Annotated in this window: 20 protein-coding genes and 1 tRNA gene; 4 read left to right on the forward strand and 17 right to left on the reverse strand. The window is 71.1% G+C overall.

Annotation, left to right across the window (positions count from 1 at the left end; genetic code table 11):
- Nucleotides 1-102: 102 nt before the first annotated feature.
- The 4 genes from ACFC1X_RS04155 to ACFC1X_RS04170 form a co-directional block, all read right to left on the reverse strand.
- Nucleotides 103-175 (reverse strand) — tRNA-His (locus ACFC1X_RS04155).
- Between the two features lie 122 nt (nucleotides 176-297).
- Nucleotides 298-900 carry an oligoribonuclease gene (gene orn, locus ACFC1X_RS04160; RefSeq protein WP_376348621.1) on the reverse strand — a complete coding sequence of 201 codons (603 nt, stop codon included), beginning with the start codon at nucleotides 898-900 and terminating at the stop codon, nucleotides 298-300.
- 239 nt (nucleotides 901-1,139) lie between these two features.
- Nucleotides 1,140-2,330, reverse strand: a complete 1,191-nt coding sequence (locus tag ACFC1X_RS04165; RefSeq protein ID WP_376348622.1) for a helix-turn-helix domain-containing protein — start codon at nucleotides 2,328-2,330, stop codon at nucleotides 1,140-1,142.
- Between the two features lie 386 nt (nucleotides 2,331-2,716).
- The gene (locus ACFC1X_RS04170) at nucleotides 2,717-3,043 is read right to left on the reverse strand and encodes a hypothetical protein (protein WP_376348624.1); all 327 of its coding nucleotides are present in this window, start codon (nucleotides 3,041-3,043) and stop codon (nucleotides 2,717-2,719) included.
- Nucleotides 3,044-3,336: 293 nt separating this feature from the next.
- Here ACFC1X_RS04170 and ACFC1X_RS04175 point away from each other — a divergent pair, with 293 nt between their 5' ends.
- Nucleotides 3,337-3,864 (forward strand): universal stress protein, encoded by a 528-nt coding sequence (locus ACFC1X_RS04175; protein ID WP_125495710.1) that lies wholly within the window; start codon nucleotides 3,337-3,339, stop codon nucleotides 3,862-3,864.
- A 127-nt stretch (nucleotides 3,865-3,991) separates the two neighbouring features.
- Here ACFC1X_RS04175 and glmS read toward each other — a convergent pair whose 3' ends face one another.
- From glmS to ACFC1X_RS04190, 3 genes are all read right to left on the reverse strand, one after another.
- Nucleotides 3,992-5,809: a glutamine--fructose-6-phosphate transaminase (isomerizing) gene (gene glmS, locus ACFC1X_RS04180; protein ID WP_376348626.1), complete on the reverse strand. Its 1,818-nt coding sequence runs from the start codon at nucleotides 5,807-5,809 to the stop codon at nucleotides 3,992-3,994.
- 33 nt (nucleotides 5,810-5,842) lie between these two features.
- Entirely contained in the window at nucleotides 5,843-6,100 is a 258-nt protein-coding gene (locus ACFC1X_RS04185; protein ID WP_376349747.1) for a hypothetical protein, read from the reverse strand.
- Between the two features lie 76 nt (nucleotides 6,101-6,176).
- The gene (locus ACFC1X_RS04190; protein WP_376348627.1) at nucleotides 6,177-7,058 is read right to left on the reverse strand and encodes a DUF4429 domain-containing protein; all 882 of its coding nucleotides are present in this window, start codon (nucleotides 7,056-7,058) and stop codon (nucleotides 6,177-6,179) included.
- Between the two features lie 102 nt (nucleotides 7,059-7,160).
- Between ACFC1X_RS04190 and ACFC1X_RS04195 the strand changes: the two genes are divergently transcribed.
- Nucleotides 7,161-8,762 carry a beta-N-acetylhexosaminidase gene (locus ACFC1X_RS04195; protein ID WP_376348629.1) on the forward strand — a complete coding sequence of 534 codons (1,602 nt, stop codon included), beginning with the start codon at nucleotides 7,161-7,163 and terminating at the stop codon, nucleotides 8,760-8,762.
- A gap of 76 nt (nucleotides 8,763-8,838) precedes the next feature.
- Here the strand turns inward: ACFC1X_RS04195 and ACFC1X_RS04200 are convergent, their stop codons facing one another.
- The 10 genes from ACFC1X_RS04200 to ACFC1X_RS04245 all read right to left on the reverse strand — a co-directional run bounded on the left by ACFC1X_RS04200 (nucleotide 8,839) and on the right by ACFC1X_RS04245 (nucleotide 21,831).
- The gene (locus ACFC1X_RS04200; RefSeq protein ID WP_376348631.1) at nucleotides 8,839-10,608 is read right to left on the reverse strand and encodes an IucA/IucC family protein; all 1,770 of its coding nucleotides are present in this window, start codon (nucleotides 10,606-10,608) and stop codon (nucleotides 8,839-8,841) included.
- The gene (locus ACFC1X_RS04205) at nucleotides 10,605-11,165 is read right to left on the reverse strand and encodes a GNAT family N-acetyltransferase (protein ID WP_376348632.1); all 561 of its coding nucleotides are present in this window, start codon (nucleotides 11,163-11,165) and stop codon (nucleotides 10,605-10,607) included. Before ACFC1X_RS04205 ends, ACFC1X_RS04200 begins: the two co-directional genes overlap by 4 nt.
- Complete coding sequence (locus tag ACFC1X_RS04210) at nucleotides 11,162-12,442, reverse strand: lysine N(6)-hydroxylase/L-ornithine N(5)-oxygenase family protein (protein WP_376348633.1); 1,281 nt, start codon at nucleotides 12,440-12,442, stop codon at nucleotides 11,162-11,164. The genes ACFC1X_RS04205 and ACFC1X_RS04210 overlap by 4 nt, the downstream gene beginning before the upstream one ends.
- A complete protein-coding gene (gene desA / locus ACFC1X_RS04215; protein ID WP_376348635.1) occupies nucleotides 12,426-13,868 on the reverse strand; it encodes a lysine decarboxylase DesA in 1,443 nt (480 codons plus the stop codon). Before desA ends, ACFC1X_RS04210 begins: the two co-directional genes overlap by 17 nt.
- 173 nt (nucleotides 13,869-14,041) lie before the next feature.
- Nucleotides 14,042-14,902: a siderophore-interacting protein gene (locus tag ACFC1X_RS04220; protein WP_376348637.1), complete on the reverse strand. Its 861-nt coding sequence runs from the start codon at nucleotides 14,900-14,902 to the stop codon at nucleotides 14,042-14,044.
- A 25-nt stretch (nucleotides 14,903-14,927) separates the two neighbouring features.
- The gene (locus tag ACFC1X_RS04225; protein WP_376348638.1) at nucleotides 14,928-15,974 is read right to left on the reverse strand and encodes an ABC transporter substrate-binding protein; all 1,047 of its coding nucleotides are present in this window, start codon (nucleotides 15,972-15,974) and stop codon (nucleotides 14,928-14,930) included.
- Between the two features lie 131 nt (nucleotides 15,975-16,105).
- Entirely contained in the window at nucleotides 16,106-17,266 is a 1,161-nt protein-coding gene (locus ACFC1X_RS04230; RefSeq protein WP_376348639.1) for an acyl-CoA dehydrogenase family protein, read from the reverse strand.
- A 6-nt stretch (nucleotides 17,267-17,272) separates the two neighbouring features.
- On the reverse strand, nucleotides 17,273-18,238 hold the full coding sequence (locus ACFC1X_RS04235; RefSeq protein ID WP_376348640.1) for a hydroxymethylglutaryl-CoA lyase: 966 nt from the start codon (nucleotides 18,236-18,238) through the stop codon (nucleotides 17,273-17,275).
- Nucleotides 18,235-20,178 carry an acetyl-CoA carboxylase biotin carboxylase subunit gene (locus tag ACFC1X_RS04240; RefSeq protein WP_376349749.1) on the reverse strand — a complete coding sequence of 648 codons (1,944 nt, stop codon included), beginning with the start codon at nucleotides 20,176-20,178 and terminating at the stop codon, nucleotides 18,235-18,237. The genes ACFC1X_RS04235 and ACFC1X_RS04240 overlap by 4 nt, the downstream gene beginning before the upstream one ends.
- A gap of 36 nt (nucleotides 20,179-20,214) precedes the next feature.
- A complete protein-coding gene (locus ACFC1X_RS04245; protein ID WP_376348642.1) occupies nucleotides 20,215-21,831 on the reverse strand; it encodes a carboxyl transferase domain-containing protein in 1,617 nt (538 codons plus the stop codon).
- A 97-nt stretch (nucleotides 21,832-21,928) separates the two neighbouring features.
- Here ACFC1X_RS04245 and ACFC1X_RS04250 point away from each other — a divergent pair, with 97 nt between their 5' ends.
- Entirely contained in the window at nucleotides 21,929-22,537 is a 609-nt protein-coding gene (locus ACFC1X_RS04250) for a TetR/AcrR family transcriptional regulator (RefSeq protein WP_376348644.1), read from the forward strand.
- 97 nt (nucleotides 22,538-22,634) lie between these two features.
- Nucleotides 22,635-23,792 (forward strand): acyl-CoA dehydrogenase family protein, encoded by a 1,158-nt coding sequence (locus ACFC1X_RS04255; RefSeq protein ID WP_376348646.1) that lies wholly within the window; start codon nucleotides 22,635-22,637, stop codon nucleotides 23,790-23,792.

Raw genomic sequence — 23,792 nt, forward strand, 5'->3', positions numbered from 1 at the left:
GTGGGGGGGGAGTGGGGGCGGGGTGTGTGTGGGCGGTGGGGGGGTGGGCCGGGACGCCGGTGGGGGGGTTCCTTGCGCCAGGTCCCCCGCCCGACGGATCAGGGTGAGTGACGGGACTTGAACCCGCGGCCACCTGGACCACAACCAGGTGCTCTACCAACTGAGCTACACCCACCAAGGCCGGTGCTCGAATCCCGCGTGGCGGGGTTTCCCGACCGGCTGAGAAAAAGTGTACAGGGTCCGAAGGGGTGCTCGCGCCCGGCTTTCCGGGCGCCGCTCCCCGGCGTGCCGGGGCCCCTACCTGGCCGGTACGACGTGCTTCGCGGCGATCGCCTTGGCGGTCTCGGAGTCCGGGCCGGGCTGCGGGACGAAGACCGCCTCCCGGTAGTAGCGCAGTTCGGCGATGGACTCGCGGATGTCGGCGAGCGCGCGGTGGTTGCCGTTCTTCTCGGGGCTGTTGAAGTACGCCCGCGGGTACCAGCGGCGGGCCAGCTCCTTGATCGAGGAGACGTCGACGATCCGGTAGTGGAGGTAGTCCTCGAGCGTGGGCATGTCCCGCAGCAGGAAGCCGCGGTCGGTGCCGACCGAGTTGCCGCACAGGGGGGCCTTGCCGGGCTCCTTCACGTGCTCCCGTACATACGCGAGGACCTGCGCCTCGGCGTCCGCGAGCGTCGTGCCGCCGTCCAGCTCCGCGAGCAGGCCGGACGCGGTGTGCATCTCACGCACCACGTCGGGCATCGTCTCCAGGGCCCGCTCCGGCGGGCGGACGACGATGTCGACGCCCTCGCCGAGGATGTTCAGCTCGGAGTCGGTGACGAGGGCGGCTACCTCGATGAGCGCGTCGTCGGACAGCGAGAGGCCGGTCATCTCGCAGTCGATCCACACCATGCGATCGTTCATGCGGCCACTGTACGGTGGGCGCCCCTTTATCGGTCCCCCGGCGTCGGGGCGGGCGTCACGGGGGCTGCCGCCCCCGAACCCCCGCTTCGGCCTGACGGCCTCGTCCTCAAACGCCGGACGGGCTGGATGGGGCTGCCCGGCGTAGAAGGTGAACGCCGGACGGGCTGGATGGGGCTGCCCGGCGTCGAAGGTGAACGCCGGACGGGCTGAATCGCCCGTCCGGCGTTCCGAGAGCTATGTCACGACGCGCCCCGCTGGCCCGGGACGCCGGCCGCCGCCGGGACCGGTGCCGCTGTGCGGCGGGTCTGGAACGGGACCGAACCCTCCGGTGACAGGGCGGCCGGTTCGGCCGGGGCGGGCGGCCGGGGGGCTCCCGCGCTGCCCGGATCCGGGTCCACCGGGCGCTCGCTCTGGGGGCGCCGGGCCCGGTAGGCGGCACGGTAGGCGGCAGGGGAGGACCCCAGCTGGCGGCGGAAGTGACCGCGCAGGGCCACCGGCGAGCGGAAGCCGCAGCGGCCCGCGACCTCGTCCACCGAGTAGTCCGACGTCTCCAGCAGGCGCTGCGCCTGCAGCACCCGCTGGGTGATCAGCCACTGGAGCGGCGCACTGCCGGTCAGCGACCGGAAGCGGCGGTCGAAGGTGCGGCGGCTCATGTAGGCGCGCGCGGCCAGCGTCTCCACGTCGAACTGCTCGTGGAGGTGTTCCAGCGCCCAGGCGACGACCTCGGCGAGCGGGTCGGCGCCGATCTCCTCCGGTAAAGACCTGTCCAGGTAGCGCTCCTGGCCTCCGCTCCGGCGCGGCGGCACCACCAGGCGGCGGGCCAGCGCACCGGCCGCCTCGTTGCCGTGGTCGGTGCGCACGATGTGCAGGCACAGGTCGATCCCGGCGGCGGTGCCCGCGGACGTCAGCACGTCGCCGTCGTCCACGAACAGCTCGCGCGGGTCCACGTGCACCGACGGATAGCGCTTGGCCAGCGTCGGCGCGTACATCCAGTGCGTGGTCGCGGGGCGGCTGTCCAGCAGGCCGGCCGCCGCCAGCACGAAGGCGCCGGTGCACAGGCCGACGATGCGGGCGCCCTCCTCGTGCGCCCGGCGCAGGGCGTCGAGCGCCTCCTCCGGCGGCGGCGAGGTGATCGACCGCCACGCCGGCACGACGACGGTGCCCGCGCGTGAGATCGCCTCCAGGCCCTGCGGCGCGGTCAGTTCGAGGCCCCCCGTGGTCCGCAGCGGGCCGTCCTCACCGGCGCACACCAGCAAGCGGTAGCGCGGCACGCCGGCGTCCTGGCGGTCGATCCCGAACACCGACAGCGGTATGGAACTCTCGAAGATGGGGCCGCCGCTGAACAGCAGCACCGCGACGATCTCCTTGCGGCGTCGCCCGGAAAGCTTCCGGGCGGCGCTTTCCGGCGCGGCGGTGGAGTCGTGGCTCATACTGCTAAGCCCCCCTCGGTGGTCGCGGCACCCTCTACCCTTCGGGTCTGTCGCTCCAACACGTTTCCCCTCGGTCCTGCACGAGTCCCCCGCCGTAGACAGTCAAGATCGAATCTACTGTGTCCCGTCGCGCCGGGATGGCCGGTTCGGCACTTGGGACATTGTCGACATGGCAACTTGGCGTGAAGCAGTCGATCACGAAGCGTTGCACTCTGGGGCGCCCCAGGGAAGTGCGCCTTGTGTCAGTGGCCAATCCCCGTAGGGTGCGCGGGGTCCCCGAGACCCTTTCCGTGCAGGTGGAACGGGGGTTTGGGGGTGGTGAGGGGGGTAGATGAGCCACCCCAGGAAGTTGGCTGAAAAGAAGCGGAACTGTGCGCGGAAACCGGTCAGTCGACCGGTGTGTTTTCCCCAGCGTGCCGTCCGCCCCCGCGCGCCCGCGCCGCGGGCCTGCGCCGGCGGCCGCCCCGCCCCGCGCGCTCCCCGCCGCACGGGTGCGCGGCGAGGCGCTCGGACCGCCGCAGCAGCAGACGGCACACGCCGGTGACGGCGGCCAGGCCCAGGGCGGTGCCTGCCGTGCCGGCGAAGGACGCGCCGTACCAGAGGAGCGCGACCGGGACCAGGAAGCAGCTGAACGCCGCCCAGCGGACGAGGTCGGTCACGCCGTCCCGGGATGGCGCGGACGTCGGCTCGGCGGGGCGGTGCGGTCCGGACACGGGTGCTCCCTGAGGCTGGCGGCATGGAGATCAACGCCCGCGCGGCGCGTCGGTCACGACCGGTCACCGACAGTTGAATCCTGTGCAAACCGCCTGTACAGGGCAGCAACCATTGCGTTGCGGGCGCCCCTCGGGCATGCTCCGGTGAACCCCGCGGCGGACCCTCCGCGGGATCTGGGCGAAGGAGGCGTGCCGCCGTACCCTTGGGGGTATGGGGTTGGGAAGACCATTCCCGGACACAGCTCACCGCCCACTGTTGGCCCCCCATAGAGGATATAAACGCCGAGACAGCCATGGCCGGTCACGAATTCTTCGAACCCGCGGACCGCAAGCGGCCCGTCGCCGAACCTACGGCGGCCGAGCCCCTGGCGGCCGAAGAGCCACGCCAGTCGTGCGACCCCGCCTTCAAGCACGGGGTCGTTGTCGGCTTCGACGGCTCCACATCCAGTGAGCGTGCCCTTGCGTACGCCATCGGCATGGCATCCCGGCTGGGCTCCGGCCTGGTCATCGTGCATGTCGCCAACCGACTGCCCACCACGGTGTGGGCCGGCTGCGAGCCTCCCGTCTTCGTGGACGTGCCGGACCACCGCACCGAGGTGCTGGGTCTGGAGCTGGCGTGCGCCGACTATCTCGCCGACGTCCCCTGGATCCTGGTCGAGCGCGGCGGCGACATCTGCCACGAACTCGAAGAGGTGGGCCGGGAGTACGAGGCGGACGCCATCGTCGTCGGCTCCAGTCACGGACTCGTGGGCCGGCTCTTCGGCTCCGTCGCCGGGCGGCTCGCCAAGCGGGCGAAGCGGCCCGTGGTGATCATTCCGTAGCGTCCCGCCGTGTGGCGCGCAGGCCCCCCGCGTGTTTGGTGGCACACGTGGGGGGCCGTTCGGTTGTGTTGCCTGTGCGGGTGCGTCGTGGCTTGTCGCGCAGTTCCCCGCGCCCCTTTGGGGCGCGTTACTCCACCGTTACCGACTTTGCCAGGTTCCTCGGCTTGTCGATGTCCCTGCCCAGGGACAGGGCCGTGTGGTAGGCGAGGAGTTGGAGGGGGATGCCCATCAGGATGGGGTCCAGCTCGTCCTCGTTCTTCGGGACGACGATGGTGTGGTCGGCCTTCTCCTGCTCCTGGTGGGCGACGGCGAGGATCTGGCCGCTGCGGGCCTTGATCTCCTCCATGGCCGCGCGGTTCTTCTCCAGCAGGTCGTCGTCCGGCACGATCGCGACCGTCGGCAGCGCGGGCTCGATCAGGGCGAGCGGGCCGTGCTTCAGCTCGGAGGCCGGGTAGGCCTCGGCGTGGATGTACGAGACCTCCTTGAGCTTCAGGGAGGCCTCACGGGCGACCGGGTAGCCGCGGACGCGGCCGATGAAGAGCATCGAGCGGGCGTCGGCGTACTGCGCGGCCAGCTTCTTGACGTCCTCCTCCTGCTCCAGCATCTCGGCGATCTGCGCGGGCAGCTTGCGCAGGCCCTCGATGATCCGCTTCCCGTCGCGGACCGAGAGGTCGCGGGTGCGGCCCAGGTGCAGGGCGAGCAGCGCGAAGGCGACGCAGGTGTTGGTGAAGCACTTGGTGGAGACGACGCAGACCTCGGGCCCGGCGTGCACGTACATGCCGCCGTCGGCCTCGCGGGCGATCGCCGAGCCGACCACGTTGACGATGCCGAGGACGCGGGCGCCCTTGCGCTTCAGCTCCTGCACGGCGGCCAGCACGTCGTACGTCTCACCGGACTGGGAGACGGCGATGTACAGGGTGTCGGGGTCGACGACCGCGTTGCGGTACCGGAACTCGGAGGCGGGCTCGGCGTCCGCGGGGATGCGGGCCAGCTCCTCGATCATCTGGGCGCCGATCTGGCCCGCGTGGTACGAGGTGCCGCAGCCGAGGATCTTCACGCGGCGCACGGCACGCGCGTCGCGGGCGTCCAGGTTGAGGCCGCCGAGGTGCACGGTGGAGAAGCGGTCGTCGATCCGGCCGCGCAGCACGCGGTCCACGGCCTCGGCCTGCTCGTGGATCTCCTTGTGCATGTAGGTGTCGTGGCCGCCCATGTCGTAGGAGGCGGCCTCCCACTCCACGGTGGTGGGCTCGGCGGTGGTGCGGGTGCCCTCGGTGGTGTACGTGCGGAAGTCGTCCGCCTTGAGGGTGGCCATCTCGCCGTCGTCGAGGGTGACTATCTGGCGGGTGTGGGCGACCAGCGCGGCGATGTCCGAGGCGACGAACATCTCCTTCTCGCCGATGCCGAGGACGACCGGCGAGCCGTTGCGGGCGACGACGATGCGCTCGGGGAAGTCGGCGTGCATCACGGCGATGCCGTAGGTGCCCTCGATGACCCGCAGGGTCTCGCGGACCTTGTCCTCGAGCTTCTCCGCCTCGGAGCGGGCGATGAGGTGGACGAGGACCTCGGTGTCGGTCTCGGAGAGGAACTCGACGCCGTCCGCCTCCAGCTTGCGGCGCAGGTCGGCGGCGTTGTCGATGATGCCGTTGTGGACGACGGCGACCTTCTGGTCGGCCGACATGTGCGGGTGGGCGTTCGCGTCGGACGGGGCGCCGTGGGTGGCCCAGCGGGTGTGGGCGATGCCGGTGGTGCCCTTGAAGCGCGCCGGGACCTTGGCCTCCAGGTCGCGGACCCGGCCCTTGGCCTTGACCATCTTCAGGCCGGCCGCCTTCGGGGACGTGACGACGATGCCCGCCGAGTCGTAGCCGCGGTACTCCAGGCGCTGGAGGCCCTCCAGGAGCAGGGGCGCGACGTCACGCTTGCCGATGTATCCGACGATTCCGCACATATATACGTAAACCTCGTGTTCCTCTTCGGCTTCTCAGCCGTAGACGATGCGGCGCAGCTGACGGAGCGACAGCTCCGCCGGTGCCACCGCCCGGTATTTCAGTTCCGACCCGATCCGTTCGAAGATCGTCGCGTTCACCAGGCCCTGGGTCTGGAGTTCGCGGTGGCGGCGACGGACGAATTCCTCGGTCGTCTCGTCGAAGTAGGCGAGCACGTCCTGGATCACGCGCAGCGCCTCGCCCCGGTTCAGGGGAGTGGACCGCGTCAGATGATCAACGAGTTCGTCGTGCACCCGGTAGATCCTGGAGTACGAGGCACGGTTATGCAAGAATCCTGCCCGATTTCGGGCAGGGGTCGGCGGGGGCCGGTCAGAATCGCTTCAGTACCGCCTGCTTGGCCAGGTTGAACTCCTCCTCCGTCAGGACCCCGGAGCGGTGCAGCTCACCCAGCTCCCGCAGCCGGCGCAGCAGCGCGTCGTGGTCGTCCTCGGCCGCGGGGGCCGGGGCGGCCGCGTCCCCCGGCGGGAGGGTCTTCTCCACGGCGGCGGGGGCGGCCGGGTGCGGGAGGCGGGCCTGCACGGCCGCGGCGACCAGGGCCATCAGGGGGTCCTTCTTGAAGCCCCACAGCTCCACCGCGTTCGGGTCGTACTTGGGCGGCACCTTGCTCGGCGCGCCCCGCACGGTGAACCGGAGGTGGCCGTTCTCCATGCCGACCTCCGGCTGCCACTCCACCGAGAGGATGTCGCCGAGGGGGAGGGTGCGCGGACCCCCGGCCGACTTGGCGTCCTCCGCCTGCCACTTCCACTCCAGGCGCACCCGCTCGCCGTCGAAGCTCGCGATGCCGTCCCCGGCCGACACCGACAGCGGGACGGCGGGGCCCGGCAGCAGGTACGCGTCCACCGGACCCGGCGGAACCTGGTCGAGGAGCAGCGCGTTGCGCACCTCGTCCACGAAGTACTCGGCCACGCCGTACCGGTCGGACTCCACGAGGAGCTGGTACGGGTCGTGCGGCTCGGTCAGCCGGCCGCCCGTCGCGTGCAGCAGCGGGTCGGCGCCGTCCCGCAGGCGCAGCCGCAGCCGGCCGGACTTGCGGCCCTGCTCGAACGATATGCCCGCCAACGCCGAGAGCGGGACGAGCAGTTCACCCAACTCCCGGCGCAGCAGGGCGACGCTCTTGTCGCGTCCAGGAGTCAGCCGCAGCGAGTCGCCGTCGAAGACCCACGTTCCGTCCTTCTGGATGATTTCCGCCATGCGCGGATTGTTTCATCGCTTCTGTGGGCGGCGATGGTGCGGGAGAGTGGTCTACACCCGTCCCCAACCCCCGTACCGCACACCCGCGAAGGGAGCGCGCACGTGAGAGCTCATCGACGGCACCACCGAACGACTCCCCGCACCAGCCGGCTGCTGGGATCGCTGCTTCTGGTGGCGACGGCCTGTGCCATCACCACCGGCGCGGCACCCGCGCACAAGACCGCCGCGACCCCCCTGGACCAGGTGATCCCGGCCCCCGCCTCGGTCGACCCGGGCGGCGCCCCGTACCGCATCAACCGCTCCACCCACATCCGCGTCGACGGTTCGCGCGAGGCCCGCCGCGTCGGCGACTACCTCGCCGGCGTGCTGCGTCCCTCCACCGGCTACCGGCTGCCCGTCACCTCCCACGGCCACGGCGGCATCCAGCTGCGCCTGGCGAAGGGCTCCTACGGCGACGAGGGCTACCGCCTCGACAGCGGCCGCTCCGGCGTCACCATCACCGCCCGCAAGCCGGCCGGCCTCTTCCACGGCGTCCAGACCCTTCGTCAGCTCCTGCCCGCCGCCGTCGAGAAGGACTCCGTGCAGCCCGGCCCCTGGCTGGTGGCCGGCGGCACCGTCGAGGACACCCCCCGCTACGGCTGGCGCGCCGCCATGCTGGACGTCTCCCGGCACTTCTTCACCGTCGACGAGGTGAAGCAGTACATCGACCGCATCGCCCTCTACAAGTACAACAAGCTCCACCTGCACCTCAGCGACGACCAGGGCTGGCGCATCGCCATCGACTCCTGGCCGCGCCTGGCCACGTACGGCGGCTCCACCGAGGTCGGCGGCGGCCCCGGCGGCTACTACACCAAGGACGACTACAAGGAGATCCTGCGCTACGCCGCCTCCCGCCACCTGGAGGTCGTCCCCGAGATCGACATGCCGGGCCACACCAACGCGGCCCTCGCCTCCTACGCCGAGCTGAACTGCGACGGCGTCGCGCCGCCGCTGTACACCGGCACCAAGGTGGGCTTCAGCTCGCTGTGCGTCGGCAAGGAGGTCACGTACGACTTCGTCGACGACGTCGTGCGCGAGCTGGCCGCGCTCACCCCGGGCCGCTACCTCCACATCGGTGGCGACGAGGCGCATTCCACGCCGCACGAGGACTTCGTGGCGTTCATGAAGCGGGTGCAGCCGATCGTCGAGAAGTACGGCAAGACGGTCGTCGGCTGGCACCAGCTGGCGAGCGCCGAACCGGTGGAGGGCGCGCTCGTCCAGTACTGGGGCCTGGACCGTACCAGCGACGCGGAGAAGGCCCAGGTCGCCGAGGCGGCGCGGAACGGGACCGGGCTGATCCTGTCCCCGGCCGACCGGACGTACCTGGACATGAAGTACACCAAGGACACCCCGCTGGGCCTGTCCTGGGCGGGCTATGTCGAGGTGCGGCGGTCCTACGACTGGGACCCGGCCGCCTATCTGCCGGGCGCCCCGGCCTCCGCGGTGCGCGGTGTCGAGGCGCCGCTGTGGACGGAGACCCTGTCCAACCCGGAGCAGCTGGAGTTCATGGCCTTCCCGAGGCTGCCGGGCGTCGCCGAGCTGGGCTGGTCCCCGGCGTCGACGCACGACTGGGACACCTACAAGGTGCGGCTGGCCGCGCAGGCGCCGCGCTGGGAGGCGATGGAGATCGACTACTACCGCTCGCCGCAGGTCCCCTGGACGTGAGCCCGGCCTGACCGGAACGCGGTGACGGGCACCCCGGAGGACCGTCTCCGGGGTGCCCGCCTGTCCATGGGCCCGGCTACCGGCCGGCGAGCGGGTTCTCCAGCCGGCCGATCAGCTGGAGCGCGCCGGACGGGTCGGCGAGGTCCACCATCTGCCGGTTGTCGCGCAGCTGGAGCCGGTTGAGGCAGGACAGCGCGAACTCGGGCGCGAACATGTCGTACCGGTCGAACTTCTCGGCCAGTTCCGGCACCGACTCCTGGTACTCGCGGGTGACCTCCGCGACCGTCCGCCAGAAGTCGTCCTCCTCCACGATGCCCTCGCCCGCGAGGTTGGCGGCGAGGAAGCGGAAGAAGCAGTCGAAGACGTCCGTGAAGATGGACAGGAGCTTCTTGTCCTCGGGCACGTCCACGGCGATCCGGGCGACCTCCGGCGGCAGTACCGCGTCCGGGTCCATCACCGCGATCTCCTCGGCGATGTCCTTGTAGATCGCGCGCCGCACCACCCCGTCCTCCAGGACCAGGATCACGTTCTCGCCGTGCGGCATGTACACCAGGTCGTAGGCGTAGAAGCTGTGCAGCAGCGGGACGTAGTAGGCGCGCAGGTAGTGCCGCAGCCACTCGGCGGGCGCGAGGCCCGACCGCTCGATCAGCGCGCCCGCGAAGGACGCGCCCTCGTGGTCGACGTGGACGAGGGAGGCCATGGTGGCGAGCGTCTCGCCGTCCTTGAGGGAGGGCACCGGGCTCTCCCGCCAGAGCGCCGCCAGCATCTTGCGGTACGGCGAGTAGCGGTCGGTGGCCTGCTCGTACTCCAGGTGCCGGTAGCCGACGGCGGCCCGCTCCCGGATGATCGACAGACCGGTCGACTTGAGCACCGGGTCGCCGTCGATGAGCTGGGCGAGCCAGTCGTTGATGGCCGGCGTGGCCTCCATGTAGGCCGCCGACAGGCCGCGCATGAAGCCCATGTTGAGGACCGACAGGGCCGTCTTCACGTAGTGCTTCCCGGGGTGAGAGGCGTTGAAGAAGGTGCGGATGGACTGCTGGGCCAGGTACTCGTCGTCGCCCTCGCCGAGGCAGACCAGGTGCCCGCGGGCGACCTCGGCGGCGAAGGTGACGGTGAGCTTGTTCCACCACTGCCAGGGGTGGACCGGGATGAACAGGTAGTCGGCCGGGTCCAGGGCCCGCTCGCGCAGGACGCCGTGGAAGCGGTCGACGGTCGCCTCGCCCAGCTCGTCGCGGACGAAGGACTCGTACTCGATGCCCACGCCCGCCGTGAACGCCGCGCGGGAGCGGTGCGCGGCCAGCCACACCAGCCGGACCGGGCTCGCGGTCTCGGGGGCGTACGAGAGGTACTCGTGGATGCCGAAGCCGAGCCGCCCGTTGTTGGCGACGAAGCACGGGTGGCCCTCGGTCATGCCGGTCTCGACGGCCTGGAAGTCGCCGCGGGCCAGCTCGGCGGAGGTGATCCTCGGCTTGGTGAGCTTGTAGCAGGTGCCGGAGAGGGTGGAGGAGATCTCCTCCAGGTAGACCGGCAGGATCTCCTCGCTCAGGCCCAGCGTCTTCCGCAGCTCGACGAAGAAGTCCAGTGCGGCGAGCGGGAGTTCGGCCCCGTCGCGGTGGCGGGTGATCGAGGCGGCGTCCACCTGCCAGTGGTCCAGGGCGCGGACGGTGGCCGTGAAGCGGTAGCGGGTCTGGCCGTCGTCGCTGAGGACGACGTACTCCTCGCCGTCCTGCTCGGGGGAGAAGAGCCGCTCGTGCGTGAACTCGGCCAGGGCCTTGCGGATCAGGAGGCGGTTGGCCTGCTCCCAGCGTTCGGGGGAGAGGTGGGCGACGGCGTCGGCGAGGCTCATGCGGACACCGCCTTCGCGAACTGGTCGCGGGTGCAGAAGCTCAGCAACGCCTTCTTCTCCGGCTTCTGGATCTCGCGCTCGGGCACGAATCCGACGGCTGCGTTCAGGGCGTGGACGGCCTTGTTGTCGACGTCCGGCTCGACGACGACGCGGGCGGTGGCCGGGTCGGCGAACAGCTCGGTCATGACGGCGGTGATGACGGCGCGGGTGAAGCCGTGCACCGGCCGGTCGGTGGGGGCGACCAGGAAGTGCATGCCGACGTCACCGGGCTCCGGCTCGTACAGGCCGGTCAGCTCGCGGTGGACGGGGTCGTACCGCTCCATCAGGAAGGCGGGGACGCCGTCGTGCAGGCCGATGTAGGCGTCCTGGTGGGGGTCGGCGGCCACCTCCATGTAGGCCCGCTCGACGTCGACCAGTTTCGCCTCCTGCATCATCCAGAACGCGGACTTGGGGTGGGTGAGCCAGCCGTGCAGCAGCCCGGCGTCCTTGAGCGGGTCGAGGGGGCGCAGGGTGAGGGCGCCGATCCTCGTGGTGGCGGATTTCGTGGGGGTGGTCATGCGCTGAACTCCTGGAACGCGATCGACTTCTCGACCGGGTAGTACTCGGTGCCGAGCAGCTCTCGGACGATGTAGCTGTTGCGGTAGGCGCCCATACCCAGGTCCGGGCTGGTGACGCTGTGCGTGTGGACACCCGCGTTCTGCAGGAACACGCCGCTGCCCGTGACGTCCACGGCGTAGTTGCGGGCCACGTCGAAGTTGCCGCGGGAGTCGTAGCGGAGCCGGTCGCGGACGGGCTTGAGGAACTCCGGCTCGGCGTACCGGTACCCGGTGGCCAGGATCAGGCCCTGGGTGTCGATCTCGAAGTCCGTGCCCTGCTCCTCCTGGCGGAAGCCCAGGGTGTACGTGCCGTCGGCGTACCGGGCGCTGGTCAGGGCCGAGTTGGTGAGCAGCCGGGTGGGGACCGGGCCGCCCAGTTTCTTCTGGTAGAGCAGGTCGAAGATGTCGTTGATCAGGTCGCCGTCGATGCCCTTGAACAGGCCCTTCTGCTCCGCCGTGAGGCGGTAGCGGGTGGGCTCCGGCAGCGCGTGGTAGTAGTCCACGTACTCCGGGGAGGTCATCTCCAGCGTGAGCTTGGTGTACTCCAGCGGGAAGAAGCGCGGGGAGCGCGTCACCCAGTTGAGCTGGTATCCGTGGACGTCGATCTCGCTGAGCAGGTCCTGGTAGATCTCGGCGGCGGACTGGCCGCTGCCGACCAGCGTGATCGACTCCTTCTTCACCAGCTCCGCCCGGTGCTGGACGTACTGGGAGTTGTGGAGGAAGTCGCCGGCCAGGCCCCGGCAGGGTTCGGGGATGTGCGGCGGGGTGCCGGTGCCGAGGACGAGGCGGCGGGCGCGGTAGGTGTCGCCGGCCGTGGTGGCGACGGCGTACAGCTCCTCGCGCTCGTCGTACGTCACCTCGGTGACCGTCGTGGAGAAGCGGACGCTGCTCAGTTTGTTCGCGGCCCAGCGGCAGTAGTCGTCGTACTCGACACGCAGCGGGTAGAAGTTCTCCCGGATGTAGAACGAGTACAGCCGGCCCTTCTCCTTCAGGTAGTTGAGGAAGGAGTACGGGGAGGTCGGGTCGGCGAGCGTGACCAGGTCCGACATGAACGGGGTCTGGAGGTGGGCGCCGTCCAGGAACATGCCGGCGTGCCACTCGAAGTCCGGCTTGGACTCCAGGAAGACGCCGTTCAGCCCGTCGATGGGCTCGGTGAGGCAGGCGAGGCCGAGGTTGAAGGGGCCGAGGCCGATCCCCACGAAGTCGTACGTGGCACTGGCTTCAGGAAGCGCGGTCAAGGGACTCTCCCAGGTACTGCTCGGCGTGGCCGGCGATCAGGTCGAGGACGGCGGCGATGTCGGCCGTGGTCGTCTCGGGGTTGAGCAGGGTGAACTTCAGGTAGTGGCGTCCGGCCACCTTGGTGCCCGCGACCACGGCGTCGCCGGAGGCGAACAGGGCCCGGCGGGCGTATAGGTTGGCGCGGTCGATCTCGGCGGGGTCGGTGACGGCCGCCGGGATGTAGCGGAAGACCAGGGTGGACAGGCTCGGCTCCACGACGACGTCGTAGCGCGGGTCGCCGGCGATCATCCGCCAGCCCTCGGCGGCCAGGTCGCACACCTCGTCGAAGAGCTGCCCGATGCCGTCGGCGCCCATCACGCGCAGCGTCATCCACAGCTTGAGCGCGTCGAAGCGGCGGGTGGTCTGGAGCGACTTGTCCACCTGGTTGGGGATACGTTCCTGCACCATGCGGCGCGGGTTGAGGTACTCCGCGTGGTAGGTGGCGTGGCGCAGGGTGGCCGCGTCCCGCACCAGCACGGCCGACGAACTCACCGGCTGGAAGAAGGACTTGTGGTAGTCGACGGTGACCGAGTCGGCCCGCTCGATGCCGGCCAGCCGGTCCCGGTACTTCAGGGAGGCGAGCAGCCCGCAGCCGTAGGCCGCGTCCACGTGCATCCACACGCCGTACTGCTCGCAGAGCGCGGCGATCTCCGGCAGCGGGTCGATGGAGCCGAAGTCGGTGGTGCCGCTCGTGGCGACGACGGCCATGGGGACGAGGCCGTCCTGCGCGCAGCGCTCCAGCTCGCGGGCGAGGGCGACGGTGTGCAGGCGCTTGTCGTGGTCGACGGGGATCGAGACGACGGCGTCGGGGCCGAGGCCGAGCAGTTTCGCCGACTTCTGCACGCTGAAGTGGCTGACCTCGGAGGCGAAGATCCGCAGTTTGGCCAGGGAGTCGGTCTTGGCCTCCTCGCGGGCCAGCAGCAGCGCCTGGAGGTTCGACTGGGTGCCGCCGGAGGTGAACACGCCGTCGGCGGCGGGGCCGAGGCCGATCCGGTCGGTGGTCCAGTCGATCAGTTTCCGCTCGATGAGGGTGCCGCCGGCCGACTGGTCCCAGGTGTCCAGGGAGGAGTTGACGGCGGACAGCACCGCCTCGCCGAGCACCGCCGGTATGACGACCGGGCAGTTGAGGTGGGCGAGGTAGCGGGGGTGGTGGAAGTAGACGGCGTCGCGGAGGTAGACGTCCTCCAGCTCGTCGAGGACCGCGGCCGTGTCGTGCAGCGGCCGGTCGAGGTCGATCTCGTCGATGCGGGGGGAGAGGGCGTCGACCGTGACACCGGTGAACGGGCGGTCGGTGGTGGCGATTCTGGCGGCCACCCGCTCGACTCCTTCGATCACGGAGCGGCGGTACTGCTCCGCGGTGGTGTCGTTGAGCAGGTGCGAGCGCATGTGGGGGTCCTCCGGTGGGGACGGTCCGAGAGGGAGAGGGAAGGGCGGGAACGGGCGGAAGGGACGGAGCCCTTGCTTCGACTTAGGTTAGCCTAACCTAAGTCGAGTGGATCAAACGCAGCCCCGTGCGTGACTGCCGTCACTTACGTGCACGGGAGTAAGGCGCCCTGGTTTCAGCCCTGTTCGCGGAGCTGTTCCTCCGTCAGCCCCTGGCGCCAGTAGCCGACGAAGGTGACGCGCCGCCGGTCGAAGCCGCGCTCGCGCACGAAGTGCCGGCGCAGCGACTTGACGCAGCCGGACTCGCCCGCGATCCAGACGTAGGGGTGCTCGGCGTCCGGCAGTCGCGCGTCCCGCAGGGTGGTCAGGGTCGCTTCGGGGCCGCCGGTGACGTCCCGGACCAGCCAGGTGATCTCGGCGTCCGCCGCCGTGTCGAGGTCCTGCACGTCCTCGGCGTGCGGCACCTCCAGCCAGACCCGGGCGCGGGTGCCGGCTGGCAGCGACTCGACGATCGCGCAGGCGGCCGGTACGGCGGTCTCGTCGCCCCAGATCACCACCAGGTCGGTGTCCTCGGGCGGCCGGAAGCGGATCGCCCGGTTGTCGGCGATCGCCGGGCCGAGCAGCAGGACGCGGTCCCCGGCGCCGGCGGCGGCGGCCCAGCGGGCGGCGGGGCCGGCCTCGAAGGCGGCGCCGGGTTCGACGCCGTGCAGCACGAAGTCGATGTCGATCTCGGCGGTGTTGCCCTCGCCGTCCCGCCTGAGCGCCCGCAGCGTGTACGAGCGCATCACCGCCCGTACGTCGTCCGGGAGTTCGCGCCACGCCTGCCACCACCCGTCGCCCCGCTCCACCGGCACCGCGGGCTCGGACTGACCCGGGTGCGGCAGGAACAGCGACAGGGACTGGTCGCGGCCGTCCGAGTGGAAGGCGCGCAGGTCGTCCCCGGCGAAGGTGACACGGGCCAGAGACGGACCGAGCCGCCTCGTCCGTACGACCTGGAGGGAGAAGCGGGGGAACGGGGCGGCTACGGCCGTCGTCATGGCGTGCTCCGGGAGACGGAGAAGGTCAGCCGACCTTCTTGGCGTTCTCGATGGCCTCGGCGAGGTTGTTCAGCAGCGGCGTGCACTTGTCGTAGGACAGGATCGGCTCGGGGGAGCGGGCGATGACCTGGCCGGCCTTGACCGCGGGGAGCTTCTTCCAGGTGCCCTCGGTGATGTCCGCGGGCTGGATGGTGGAGGCGCGGTCGTCCATGATGATGACGTCGGCCGGGTACTTGTCGACGTTCTCCCAGCTCAGGCTCTCGAACCAGCCGCCGGTCGCCTTCTTCGCCTCCTCGGAGGGCTCGACGAAGTTCACGCCGAGGGCCTTGAAGTACTCCAGGTCCACGGAGAAGTTGGTGCCGGAGACGTAGAACAGGTCGGGGCTCGCGGAGCCGGCCAGGACCCTGATCTCGGGCTTGGCCTTGGCGGCGGCGCGCAGCCGGGCGGCGGCCTTCTCGAAGGCGGCCTTGGCGTCGGTGACCTTCTTGGCCTTCATGTCGGCGCCCAGCGACTCGGCCAGCTCCCACATGCGCTGGAGCGGCTGGGTGAGCTGGCGGTCGAAGACCGAGATGGCCACGCTCGGCGCGAGCTTGGCGACCTTGTCCTTGGACTCCTCCGGGACGGACCAGAGGGTGCCCGCGGTGTCGAACGTCGTGGTGACGAGCACCTCGGGGGCGAGGGTCGCGTACTTCTCGACGTTCAGCTTGCCCCACTCGTTGCCGAGGACGGTGACCTTGTCGACGTCGAGGTCGCCGGCCTGGACGTCGGGCTTGCCGTCCTTGGTCGTGGTGGGCCCGAAGACGCCCTTGACCTGGACGCCGTAGTCCCACAGGGCGGCGGCGACACCGGTGAAGGCGACGATGCTCGTGGGCACCTCGTCCAGCTTCACGGTCGTGCCGCGGTCGTCCTTGAAGGACCAGGGGCCGGACTTGCCGGCGCCCGCGTCGTCGCCCGAGCCGCCGCTCTTCGCGTCGTCGTCCCCGCAGGCCGCGAGCGCGGCACCGAGGCCGATGGCGCCGCCGGCGGCGAGGATTCCGCGACGGGTCGGGTGGGCAGCTCTGGCGTTGCGCATGGTGTGACTGCTTTCGAACGGTGCGGAGCTCCGCGGGACAATTCGAAGGTAGGTTAGCCTAACCTCAGATCTTGTCCAGGGGTGGGGCCGGGATGAGACCCGGCCGCCCCACCCCGCGACGGCGCTCCGCTTCAGCTCACCAGCCCCAACTCCCGTGCGATCAGCATCCGCTGGACCTCGCTGGTGCCCTCGCCGATCTCCAGAATCTTCGCGTCCCGCCACATGCGGGCCACCGGGTACTCGTTCATGAACCCGTACCCGCCGTGGATCTGGGTGGCCTCCCGGGCGTTGTCCACGGCCACCGTCGACGAGTACAGCTTCGCCAGCGCCGCCTCCTTCTTGAACGGCTCGCCCGTCACCAGGCGCGAGGCCGCGTCCCGCCAGGCGAGGCGGGAGGTGTGGGCCTTCATCTCCATGTCGGCGATCTTGAACTGGATGGCCTGGTTGGCGCCGATGGGCTTGCCGAAGGCGTGACGTTCCTTCGCATACCTGACCGACTCGTCCACGCAGCCCTGCGCGAGTCCCGTACCCAGCGCGGCGATGGCGACGCGCCCCTCGTCCAGGATGCGCAGGAACTGGGCGTAGCCGCGCCCCTTCTCGCCCAGCAGGTTCGCCGCCGGGACCCGGACGTCGGAGAAGGACAGCTCACGGGTGTCCGACGCGTTCCAGCCGACCTTCGAGTACGGGGCGGCCACCGTGAAGCCCGGCGTGCCCGACGGGACGATGATCGCCGAGATCAGGGGCCGGCCGTCCGGCTTGCGGCCGGTGACCGCCGTGACCGTCACCAGGCCCGTGATGTCCGTGCCCGAGTTGGTGATGAAGCACTTGGTGCCGTTGATGACCCACTCGCCGGTCGCCTCGTCGAGCCGCGCCGTCGTCCGCGTCGCGCCCGCGTCCGAGCCGCCGTCCGGCTCGGTCAGGCCGAAGGCGCCCAGGATCTCGCCGGAGCACAGCCGGGGCAGCCACTCACGCTTCTGCTCCTCGGTGCCGAACAGGTGGACGGGCATCGCGCCCAGCGAGACCCCCGCCTCCAGTGTGATCGCCACCGACGAGTCGACCCGCGCCAGCTCCTCCAGGGCGATGCCGAGGGCCAGGTAGTCGCCGCCCATGCCGCCGTACTCCTCCGGGAACGGCAGCCCGAACAGGCCCATGCGGCCCATCTCCCGGACGATCTCGTACGGGAACTCGTGCCGCTCGTAGAAGTCGCCGATCTTGGGCGCCACGACGTCGTGGGCGAACGCCTCCACCGTGCGGCGGAGTTCTTCCAGTTCGGGGGAGAGCTTGTGGTCCATGGCTGTTCACTGCTCCTGGTGGGAGTCGGCGCCCGAGCCGGCGAGGGCTCGTACGGTGCGGGACGGGCTGGGTCGGCCCAGGTGGGCGGCCATCCAGACGCTGGTGGCGACCAGACGGCCGAGGTCGACGCCGGTGTCGATGCCGAGGCCGCGCAGCATCCACACGAGGTCTTCGGTGGCGAGGTTGCCGGTGGCGGACTTGGCGTACGGGCAGCCGCCCAGGCCGCCGGCGGAGGCGTCGACCGTCGTCACGCCGTGCCGCAGCGCGGTCAGGGTGTTGGACAGGGCCTGGCCGTAGGTGTCGTGGAAGTGGACGCCGAGCGTGTCCACGGGGACGCCCGCCCCGGTGAGCGCGGTGAGCAGGGCGTCGACATGCCCCGGGGTCGCCACCCCGATGGTGTCGCCGAGGCTCAGCTCGTCGCAGCCCATGTCCAGCAGCGCCCGGCAGACCCGCACCACCTGCGGGACGGGGACGGCGCCCTCCCACGGGTCGCCGAAGCACATCGACAGGTAGCCCCGCACGTGCACGTCCGCCGCCTTCGCCCGCGCCACCACCGGCGCGAACATGGCCAGCGCCTCGTCCAGCGTGCGGTTCAGGTTGGCCTTGGCGAAGGACTCCGTGGCACTGGCGAAGACCGCCACCCGCCGGGCGCCGAGCGCCAGCGCGCGGTCCAGGCCGCGCTCGTTCGGCACCAGGACGGGGAGGTCGACCGGCAGCTCCGCGACCGCCGGGAACAGCTCCTCCGCGTCCGCCAGCTGCGGCACCCACTTGGGGTGCACGAAGCTCGTCGCCTCGATGGTGGTCAGGCCCGTCCCGGCCAGACGGCGGACGAACTCCGCCTTGACCGCCGCCGGGACGATCGCCTTCTCGTTCTGCAGGCCGTCGCGGGCGCCCACCTCGTGGATGCGGACGCGGGCGGGCAGGCCCTCGGCCGGCACCGTCATGGGCAGGCCCAGATCGGGGGTGTTCATGCCGTCTCCTCCTCCCCGTCCGCCGGGGTGATGACCGCCAGCACCTGGTCCATGGCGACCGTGGTGCCGGGCACGACGTCCAGTTCGGCGACGGTGCCGGCGTGCGGGGCGGAGATGACGTGCTCCATCTTCATCGCCTCCACGACCAGCAGGCTCTGTCCGGCGGCCACCTCGTCGCCGACGGCGACCTTCACCACCGTCACCGTGCCCGGCATGGGCGCGGTGAGCGAGTCGGCGCCCGCGTGGGCGGAGCGGGTGAGGGACGCGGCGACCGGGTCGTGGTCGCGCACGTGCCAGGCGTCGCCGTCGCGGCCCAGCCAGTCCCCGACGCGGTGGAAGGTGTGCCGGACGCCGTCGAGGGTGACGGCCACCTGGTCGTCGGTGACGGTGTGGGTGCCGCGCGGGGAGTGCGTGACGGGGGCGAGCCCCGGCGCCCGCATCGGGAAGGCCACCGGCTTCGGCTCGCCGCCCGTGCGCCAGCCGTCCGGCACCGAGAACGGGTCCGTCCAGCCGTCCCCGCGCGGACGCAGCGCGTCCAGCCGTACGGCCGCCGCCGCCTCGTACACCTCCTCCGGTACGTCCGTGGTGACCAGGCCGTCGGCCTCGCGCTCCACCAGACCGGTGTCCAGGTCGCCCGCCACCACCGCCGGGTGCGCGAGCAGCCGCCGCAGGAACCCGGCGTTGGTCTGCACGCCCAGCGTCACCGTCCGGGCCAGGGCCGCCCGCAGCTTGCGCAGCGCCGTCTCCCGGTCGGGGCCGTACGCGATCACCTTGGACAGCATCGGGTCGTAGAGGCTGCCGACCTCGCTGCCCTCGCTGAGCCCGGAGTCGGTGCGCACCCCGTCGCCCTCGGGCTCGCGCAGCCGCAGCACCGTGCCGCCGGAGGGCAGGAAGCCGCGCGCCGGGTCCTCGGCGCAGAGCCGGGCCTCCACCGCGTGCCCGGTCAGCCGGACGTCCTCCTGCGCGAAGCCGAGCGGTTCGCCCGCCGCCACCCGCAGCTGCCACTCCACCAGGTCCAGGCCGGTGACCAGCTCGGTCACCGGGTGCTCCACCTGGAGGCGGGTGTTCATCTCCATGAAGTAGTACGACGACGGGTCGCTGCCCGGCACGATGAACTCCACCGTGCCCGCGCCCCGGTACCCGCAGGAGCGCGCCGCCTGCACGGCGGCCTCACCCATCGCGGCGCGGGTCGCCTCGTCGAGGAGCACACTGGGCGCCTCCTCGATGATCTTCTGGTGCCGGCGCTGGAGGGAGCACTCGCGCTCGCCCAGGTGCACCACGTTCCCGTGGCCGTCGGCCAGGACCTGGATCTCGATGTGCCGGGGCCGGTCGATCCACCGCTCCACGAGGAGCGTGTCGTCGCCGAAGGAGGCGCGGGCCTCGCGGCGGGCGGCGGCGATCTCGTCGTCGAGCACGGCGGCGTCCCGCACCAGCCGCATCCCCTTGCCGCCACCGCCGGCCGACGGCTTGAGCAGCACCGGGGTGCCGATCTCGCGGGCGGCGTCGGCGAGCTGGGCGTCCGTCAGCCCGCTGCCGCTGGAGCCCGGGACGACCGGGACCCCGGCCGCCTGCACCGTCTCCTTGGCCCGGATCTTGTCGCCCATCAGGGCGATCGCGTCGGCGGGCGGCCCGATGAAGACCAGCCCCGCCTCCTCGCAGGCCCGCGCGAACCCCGCGTTCTCGGCGAGGAAGCCGTACCCCGGGTGGACGGCCTGCGCGCCGGTCCGGGCGGCGGCCTCCAGCAGCCGCTCGACGGACAGATAGCTCTCCGCCGCCGGCGCCGGGCCGATCCGCACCGCCTCGTCGGCCTCGCGCACGTGCCGCGCGTCCGCGTCGGCGTCGGAGAAGACCGCCACCGAGCGCACGCCCATCACGCGCAGCGTCCGGATGACTCGCACGGCGATCTCACCGCGGTTGGCCACCAGCACCGTGTCGAACATCAAGCTCCCCATCGTGCTTCCCATCGAGTCCCCTCCTCACATCCGGAAGACGCCGAACTGGGGGTCACCCAGCGGCGCGTTGGCACAGGCGGTCAGGGCCAGACCCAGCACCCGCCGGGTGTCGGCGGGCTCGATCACCCCGTCGTCCCACAGGCGGGCGGTCGCGTAGTAGGCGTTCCCCTGGCGCTCGTACTGGGCGCGGACCGGCGCCTTGAAGGTCTCCTCCTCCTCGGCCGGCCACTCCTCGCCGCGCGCCTCCAGCTGGTCCCGCTTGACCGTGGCCAGCACGGACGCGGCCTGCTCGCCGCCCATCACGGAGATCTTCGCGTTGGGCCACATCCACAGGAAGCGCGGTGAGTAGGCCCGCCCGCACATCGAGTAGTTCCCCGCGCCGTACGACCCGCCGACGACCACCGTCAGCTTCGGCACGCGCGTGCACGCCACCGCCGTCACCATCTTGGCGCCGTGCTTGGCGATGCCGCCGGCCTCGTAGTCCCGGCCGACCATGAACCCGGAGATGTTCTGCAGGAACACCAGCGGGATGCCGCGCTGGTCGCACAGCTCGATGAAGTGGGCGCCCTTCTGGGCCGACTCGGCGAACAGGATGCCGTTGTTGGCGACGATGCCCACCGGGTGGCCGTGGATACGGGCGAAGCCCGTGACCAGGGTCTGCCCGAACTCCGACTTGAACTCGGCGAACCGGGACCCGTCCACCACCCGCGCGATGACCTCGCGGACGTCGTAGGGGGTGCGGGAGTCGACCGGCACCGCGCCGTACAGCCCCTGCGGGTCGGCCTTCGGCTCGACGGCGGGCTCCACGCCCCAGGGGAGCGCGCCGCGCCGGGGCAGCGTGGAGACGATCTGCCGCACGATCCGCAGCGCGTGCGCGTCGTCCTCGGCCAGGTGGTCGGTCACGCCGGACACGCGCGAGTGGACCTCGCCGCCGCCCAGCTCCTCCGCCGTGACCACCTCGCCGGTGGCCGCCTTCACCAGCGGCGGGCCGCCCAGGAAGATCGTGCCCTGATTGCGGACGATCACGGCCTCGTCGCTCATCGCCGGGACGTACGCGCCGCCCGCCGTGCAGGAGCCGAGGACGGCGGCGATCTGCGGGATGCCGGCGCCGGACATCCGGGCCTGGTTGTAGAAGATCCGCCCGAAGTGCTCGCGGTCGGGGAAGACCTCGTCCTGCATCGGCAGGAAGGCGCCCCCCGAGTCGACCAGGTACAGGCACGGCAGCCGGTTCTCCAGCGCCACCTCCTGTGCCCGCAGGTGCTTCTTCACGGTCATCGGGTAGTACGTGCCGCCCTTGACGGTGGCGTCGTTGGCGACGACCACGCACTCGCGGCCGCTCACCCGCCCGATCCCGGCGATCACGCCGGCCGCCGGGGCCTGTCCGTCGTAGAGCCCGTCGGCCGCGAGCGGGGCCAGCTCCAGGAACGGCGAGCCCGGGTCGAGCAGCGTGTCCACGCGGTCGCGCGGCAGCAGCTTGCCGCGCGCGGTGTGCCGGGCCCGAGCCCGCTCCCCGCCGCCGAGCCGGGCCGCGGCGAGCTTGGCGCGCAGCTCCTGAACGAGGACGCCGTGCGCCTCCTCGTTGGCCCGAAAGGCCTCGGAGGCGGGATCTGCCGCCGTCGTCAGCTCCGGTGCCTCGTGCATCCTGCGGTCCCCTCACCCAGTGATCGACCAGTTAATGAGCGTTAACGCGTTTCCCTCAGGTTAACGACCGCTAACCTCCCTGTCTAGAATTGCTCCCATGGCCACCAGAACCGACGCCCCCACCCGCCGCGAGCAGATCCTCAAGGAGGCCGCCCGGCTCTTCGCCGAGCGCGGTTTCCACGGTGTCGGCGTCGACGAGATAGGCGCCGCGGTCGGCATCAGCGGCCCCGGTCTGTACCGGCACTTCGCCGGCAAGGACGCGATGCTCGCGGAGCTGCTGGTCGGGATCAGCGGACAGCTGCTGACGGGGGCGAAGCGTCGGCTGGCGGAGGCCGAGAGGGTGGACGGCTCCGGTCTGGGTGCGGAGGCGGTCCTCGACTCGCTCATCGAGGGTCACATCGACTTCGCGCTCGACGACCGCCCGCTCATCACCCTGCACGACCGCGAGCTGGACCGCCTCCGGGACGCCGACCGCAAGATGGTGCGCCAGCTCCAGCGGCAGTACGTCGAGCTGTGGGTCGGCGTGCTCCGCGAGGTCTACCCCACGGTCACGGAACCGAGCGCCCGCTCGGCCGTCCACTCGGTCTTCGGCCTCCTGAACTCCACCCCCCACCTGGGCCGCCCCGGCGCCCTCCCCGGCCGCACGGTCACGTCGGAACTGCTGCACCGGATGGCCCGGGGGGCGTTCGCGGCGGTGGGGGAGTGACGAGGGTTACCCACGGCCCACTCTGGACGCCCCTCCCTACCCGCCGGTACGGTGAAGTCTGAGCAAGCGCTTAGATACGTACCCTGGAGGTGGCGCGGTGCGCCGTACGGTGTTCAACGAGGACCACGAGGCGTTCCGGGAGACCATCCGCGCCTTCATCGAGGCCGAGGTCGTCCCCGTCTACGACGAGTGGTTCGCCGCCGGCCAGGCGCCGCGCGACTTCTACTACAAGCTCGGCGACCTGGGCATCTTCGGCATCAACGTGCCCGAGGAGTTCGGCGGCGCCGGTATGGACAGCCACAAGTTCGAGGCCGTCCTCTACGAGGAGACCGCCCGCGCGGGCGTCCAGTTCGGCGGCTCCGGCGTGCACGTGCTGCTCGCCCTGCCCTACATCAAGATGCTGGCCACCGACGAGCAGAAGAAGCGCTTCCTGCCGAAGTTCGTCAGCGGCGAGGAGATGTGGGCCATCGCCATGACGGAGCCCGGCACCGGCTCCGACCTCGCGGGCATGAAGTCCACCGCCAAGCTCTCCGAGGACGGCACCCACTACGTCCTCAACGGCGCCAAGACCTTCATCACCGGCGGCGTGCACGCCGACAAGGTCATCGTCTGCGCCCGCACCGCCGCGCCCACCGCCGAGGACCGCCGCCACGGCATCTCGCTCTTCGCCGTGGACACCAAGTCCGAGGGCTACTCGGTCGGCCGCAAGCTGGACAAGCTCGGCCTGCGCACCTCCGACACCGCCGAGCTGGCCTTCGTCGACGTCAAGGTCCCCGTCGAGGACCTGCTCGGCGAGGAGAACAAGGGCTTCTCCTACCTCGGCCACAACCTGGCCTCCGAGCGCTGGGGCATCGCCTTCGGCGCCTACGCCCAGGCCGCCGCCGCCGTCCGGTTCGCCAAGCAGTACGTGCAGGACCGCACCGTCTTCGGCAAGCCGGTCGCCCACTTCCAGAACACCAAGTTCGAGCTGGCCGCCTGCCAGGCCGAGGTGGACGCCGCCGAGGCCGTCGCCGACCGCGCCACCGAGGCGCTGGACGCCGGTGAGCTGACCCCCGCCGAGGCCGCCAGCGCCAAGCTGTTCTGCACCGAGGTCGCCCACCGCGTCATCGACCGCTGCCTCCAGCTGCACGGCGGCTACGGCTACATGAACGAGTACCCGATCGCCCGCCTGTACGCGGACAACCGCGTCAACCGCATCTACGGCGGCACCAGCGAGGTCATGAAGATGATCATCGCGAAGAACATGGGCCTGTGA

This window comes from Streptomyces sp. NPDC056128 (assembly GCF_042263835.1).
Classification (GTDB): domain Bacteria; phylum Actinomycetota; class Actinomycetes; order Streptomycetales; family Streptomycetaceae; genus Streptomyces.

What these genes read in the sequence shown, in the direction of transcription:
- ACFC1X_RS04220 (WP_376348637.1), bottom strand. Translation starts at nt 14,902, where the DNA reads ATGACGACGGCCGTAGCCGCCCCGTTCCCCCGCTTCTCCCTCCAGGTC.
- orn (WP_376348621.1), bottom strand. Translation starts at nt 900, where the DNA reads ATGAACGATCGCATGGTGTGGATCGACTGCGAGATGACCGGCCTCTCG.
- ACFC1X_RS04250 (WP_376348644.1), top strand. Translation starts at nt 21,929, where the DNA reads ATGGCCACCAGAACCGACGCCCCCACCCGCCGCGAGCAGATCCTCAAG.
- ACFC1X_RS04225 (WP_376348638.1), bottom strand. Translation starts at nt 15,974, where the DNA reads ATGCGCAACGCCAGAGCTGCCCACCCGACCCGTCGCGGAATCCTCGCC.
- ACFC1X_RS04245 (WP_376348642.1), bottom strand. Translation starts at nt 21,831, where the DNA reads ATGCACGAGGCACCGGAGCTGACGACGGCGGCAGATCCCGCCTCCGAG.
- desA (WP_376348635.1), bottom strand. Translation starts at nt 13,868, where the DNA reads ATGCGCTCGCACCTGCTCAACGACACCACCGCGGAGCAGTACCGCCGC.
- ACFC1X_RS04240 (WP_376349749.1), bottom strand. Translation starts at nt 20,178, where the DNA reads ATGTTCGACACGGTGCTGGTGGCCAACCGCGGTGAGATCGCCGTGCGA.
- ACFC1X_RS04200 (WP_376348631.1), bottom strand. Translation starts at nt 10,608, where the DNA reads ATGAGCCTCGCCGACGCCGTCGCCCACCTCTCCCCCGAACGCTGGGAG.
- ACFC1X_RS04175 (WP_125495710.1), top strand. Translation starts at nt 3,337, where the DNA reads ATGGCCGGTCACGAATTCTTCGAACCCGCGGACCGCAAGCGGCCCGTC.
- ACFC1X_RS04165 (WP_376348622.1), bottom strand. Translation starts at nt 2,330, where the DNA reads ATGAGCCACGACTCCACCGCCGCGCCGGAAAGCGCCGCCCGGAAGCTT.
- glmS (WP_376348626.1), bottom strand. Translation starts at nt 5,809, where the DNA reads ATGTGCGGAATCGTCGGATACATCGGCAAGCGTGACGTCGCGCCCCTG.
- ACFC1X_RS04235 (WP_376348640.1), bottom strand. Translation starts at nt 18,238, where the DNA reads ATGAACACCCCCGATCTGGGCCTGCCCATGACGGTGCCGGCCGAGGGC.
- ACFC1X_RS04205 (WP_376348632.1), bottom strand. Translation starts at nt 11,165, where the DNA reads ATGACCACCCCCACGAAATCCGCCACCACGAGGATCGGCGCCCTCACC.
- ACFC1X_RS04230 (WP_376348639.1), bottom strand. Translation starts at nt 17,266, where the DNA reads ATGGACCACAAGCTCTCCCCCGAACTGGAAGAACTCCGCCGCACGGTG.
- ACFC1X_RS04190 (WP_376348627.1), bottom strand. Translation starts at nt 7,058, where the DNA reads ATGGCGGAAATCATCCAGAAGGACGGAACGTGGGTCTTCGACGGCGAC.